Annotated in this window: 4 protein-coding genes and 1 pseudogene; 3 read left to right on the plus strand and 2 right to left on the minus strand. The window is 57.9% G+C overall.

What is annotated here, in order from left to right:
* Positions 1-101: 101 nt before the first annotated feature.
* Both fmt and truA read left to right on the plus strand, forming a co-directional pair.
* Positions 102-1,007, plus strand: a complete 906-nt coding sequence (gene fmt, locus ACILQA_RS10355; protein ID WP_395629621.1) for a methionyl-tRNA formyltransferase — start codon at positions 102-104, stop codon at positions 1,005-1,007.
* Positions 1,004-1,744: a tRNA pseudouridine(38-40) synthase TruA gene (gene truA, locus ACILQA_RS10360; RefSeq protein WP_183941651.1), complete on the plus strand. Its 741-nt coding sequence runs from the start codon at positions 1,004-1,006 to the stop codon at positions 1,742-1,744. The genes fmt and truA overlap by 4 nt, the downstream gene beginning before the upstream one ends.
* 15 nt (positions 1,745-1,759) lie before the next feature.
* Here the strand turns inward: truA and ACILQA_RS10365 are convergent.
* Positions 1,760-2,299 (minus strand): annotated as a pseudogene (locus ACILQA_RS10365) (methylated-DNA--[protein]-cysteine S-methyltransferase); the annotation flags it as partial.
* A 20-nt stretch (positions 2,300-2,319) separates the two neighbouring features.
* Positions 2,320-2,997: a dienelactone hydrolase family protein gene (locus ACILQA_RS10370; RefSeq protein ID WP_395629622.1), complete on the minus strand. Its 678-nt coding sequence runs from the start codon at positions 2,995-2,997 to the stop codon at positions 2,320-2,322.
* Between the two features lie 222 nt (positions 2,998-3,219).
* Here ACILQA_RS10370 and ACILQA_RS10375 point away from each other — a divergent pair, with 222 nt between their 5' ends.
* On the plus strand, positions 3,220-3,786 hold the full coding sequence (locus tag ACILQA_RS10375; RefSeq protein ID WP_183941654.1) for a F0F1 ATP synthase subunit delta: 567 nt from the start codon (positions 3,220-3,222) through the stop codon (positions 3,784-3,786).
* Positions 3,787-3,892: the final 106 nt, after the last annotated feature.

Below are 3,892 nucleotides of genomic sequence, written 5' to 3' on the forward strand. Positions count from 1 at the left end.
CCAAGTCCGGGCAATTTCGACAATGCCTGTGCCAATGCGTCTATTTCTTGCGATGCCATGCTGCGGGTCTTAGGGGGCTTTCGAACAAAGGAAAAGTGACGATGCGTCTTGCCTTCATGGGAACACCCGAATTTGCCGTGCCCGCGCTCGATGCGCTGGTTGCCGCTGGGCATGATGTGGTTGCCGTATATTCGCAGCCACCCCGCCCCGCGAACCGCGGTAAAAAGCTTACGCCGTCCGCCGTGCAGCAGCGCGCCGAAGAACTGGGTTTGCATGTACGCACCCCGCTGTCGCTGCGACAGGACGATGCCGCAGCGGAATTTGCAGCGCTTGACCTCGACGCCGCAATTGTCGCGGCATATGGCCTGATCCTGCCCAAATCGATCTTGGACGCGCCACGCCATGGCTGCCTGAATATTCACGGATCGCTGCTGCCGCGCTGGCGCGGTGCTGCGCCGGTTCAGCGGGCTATTCTGGCGGGCGACGCCACAACGGGCGTCATGGTCATGCAAATGGAGGCAGGCCTCGATACCGGCCCAGTACGTGCAACAACCGAAATCGAAATCGGGCACAAGACCACGGGCATGCTGACGCGCGAGTTGGCCGAGCTTGGCGCAGAATTAATGGTGCGGGTATTATCGGACCTCGACGCACATCCTTGTGTGCCGCAACCGGAAGATGGCGTGACCTATGCCGCCAAAATCGACAAGGCAGAAACCAAATTGGATTTTTCAATGTCCGCCGAAGCGGCCGAACGACAGATACGCGCATATAACCCCGCGCCGGGTGCATGGTTCGAATTTGAAGGCGAGCGATATCGTGTGCTTGCCGCCGACATCGTTGCTGGCACCAGCACAGCCGGCACAATTTCGGACGACCGGCTGACCATCGCCTGCGGCGTTGACGCGATCCGTCCCACCCTTATCCAACGTGCCGGTAAACCCGCAATGCCAACTGCAGACTTGCTGCGTGGCAAGGCAATACCAGCGGGCACAATTCTGCAATGACTCGCTTTGCCCTCACCATCGAATTTGACGGCGGCCCATATATGGGCTGGCAATGGCAGGACCATGGCCCTTCGGTCCAAGGCGCCATCGAAGAGGCTATATTCAAAACCACTGGCGAAAAGACGTTGGTCTATAGCGCAGGCCGCACCGATGCCGGCGTCCACGCCTTGGGCATGCGCGCACATGTCGATGTCGAAAAAGGGCTTTCATCGTTCCGATTGATGGAAGCCATCAACGCCCATTTGCGGCCCCACCCCATCGCGATATTACATTGCGAGGAAGTCGCCGACGACTGGCATGCGCGTTATAGTTGCATTGGCCGGGCGTACGAATATCGCATCCTCAACCGCCGCGCCTCGCTCACTTTGGAAAAGGGCCGGGTATGGCGCGTTGGTCCGCACCTTGATGCTGACGCAATGCACGCAGCGGCACAGATTTTGGTGGGCGTGCATGATTTCACGACCTTCCGGTCGACGGCATGCCAATCGGCAAGCCCGGTCAAGTCGCTCGAACGGTTGAACGTCCGCCGCGAAGGGCAGCATGTGATCGTCGAGGCTGCGGCCTTGTCATTCCTGCATCACCAGGTGCGGTCGATGGTGGGGTGCCTTGTGGCGGTTGGGCTTGGCCGTTGGACCGCCGACGATTTGCAGGCTGCACTTGATGCGGCAGACCGTTCCGCCTTGGCGGAAAATGCGCCACCCGAAGGCCTTTATTTTGTGCGGGCAATCTATCCTTAAGCAACCAGCCGCGCATCACAATAATAGGTCTTGCGCGCGTTCTTTGTCTAGCAAGGCCTGTTTTCGCTCCAGACCATATGCATAGCCGCCAAGCGAACCGTCGCTGCGGATAACCCGGTGGCAGGGGATCAGGACGGCGACGTTATTCGCGCCATTGGCACTTCCCGCCGCACGCACGGCATTGGGGCTGCCCACCGCAGCGGCGATATCTGTATATGTCCGTGTTTCACCGGCCGGAATGCGCTTCAGCTCGTTCCAGACCGCCTGTTGAAATGCGGTGCCAGCCACATCCAGCGGCAAGTCCGGCATGTGGGCAGGGTTCTCGATCGCCGCAATCGCGCCTGTTACCAGATGCGCGAGCGCACTGCCCCCGGCCATGATATCTGCGTTTGGAAACCGCCGTTGCAGCGCGGTTTCATCTTCATCGAATGACAGGCGGCAGATGCCTTTATCGGTCGCGGCAAGCAGCATCTTACCCAGCGCGGTATCAACCACCGCCCAGCGAATTTCAACGCCAGCACCACCATTTTTCCACGCGCTTGGCGTCATGCCCAAATGTCCCTTTGTGATCCAGATCAGCCGCCGCAGGCTTTGAACAACGCCAAGGTCCGCGCCCGCGCCAGATCGGCGCTGTCTTCATGATAGTCTTTGCGCCGGTCCGAATTGAACCCATGGTTGGCGTCGTACACAAATATCTGCGCGGTGGGGTGCGCTTTGTCGATAAGTGCCTCTACACCTTCCATCGGGATGCCTTGGTCATATCTGCCAAAATGCGCGATTGTGGCGCATTTGGGTGTATTATCCGCATATAATGTCGGTACGAGACTGCCATAATAGCAGCTGGCAGCCGCAAGATCATCGCTGGTGCCAGCAAGTGCCCAAGCCACCGACCCGCCATAGCAATAGCCCGTGATGAAAACGGGGCCTTTACTCTTCAACGCATCAATGCAGACCTGCGCGTCATCCAACGACTGTGCAAAGGGATGCAGATCGCGAGCCAATTCCACCGCGCGGTGATAATCGGGGCCGGTATAGGCGGCTTCAAAACCGGGATGCTCGCGATCAAAAATAGCCGGTGACAACACTTCATACCCATCTGCGGCATATTCGTCGCACAGCTCGCGGATATGGTCCGTCACGCCAAAAATTTCCTGCACCAGCACAAGGCCACCACGCCGCTCACCATCTGGTAAGGCATGGTAGACGGCAATCTCCGCGCCGTCCGACATTGCCATCCGAATCATTTCACCCATCTCGGTCTCCTCTCCTGCCGCATTTCACGTGTTTTCGATTGCCGTGCAACGCCAGTTTGCACCACCAGAACAAGTTTGTGACCGCCACACTATGCAATGAACTTAATTCCCAATCTTGCATCGCAACAAAAGCCCTGCTAGGCGCGCGGCGACGCTAGAGACAGGGCAACCTTTCGGCTGGTTCAGCAAATACATCAGTTGTACATTTAAGGACTTCAACGCGTGGATAATTCCGGCGGCACAAGCGCTAATATACAAGCCAGTCTATCTGGCCGTTACGCGACGGCATTGTTCGAGTTGGCACGTGACGCCAACTCCATCAACGCCGTTGAAAAAAGCCTTACGTCGGTCGCCAAGGCTGTGAACGAATCGGCAGACCTGAAGTCACTGACCACCAACCCTGTGTTGACGCGGACGGACGCGAAAAAAGCGATCGCTGCTGTGGCAAAGGCAATGAAGCTGGATGCTTTGACGACCAAGACCTTGGGCGTGCTTGCTGACAATCGCCGGCTCAGCGAAACCGCATCAGTCGCGCGGGCATTCTCGTCGCTTGCGGCGGCCCATCGCGGCGAAGTCACCGCCGAAGTTACATCCGCCCACGCACTGAGCGCGGCGCAGATGAAGACGCTTTCCGCAAATCTTAAGGCACGCGTCGGCAGCGACGTGGCCATCCAGACCAAAGTCGATCCATCCATTTTGGGTGGCCTGACTGTCCGCATCGGCAGCCAGATGATCGACACTTCTATTAAAACCCGTTTGAACACCCTCGCTAACGCGATGAAAGGCTAAGTAGCAAAATGGATATCCGCGCCGCAGAAATTTCCAAGGTCATTAAGGACCAGATCGCCAATTTCGGCACCGAAGCTCAGGTTTCGGAAGTCGGTAGCGTTCTGTC

The organism is Sphingorhabdus sp. (assembly GCF_044239005.1).
In the GTDB taxonomy this organism is placed as follows: Bacteria; Pseudomonadota; Alphaproteobacteria; order Sphingomonadales; family Sphingomonadaceae; genus Sphingorhabdus_B.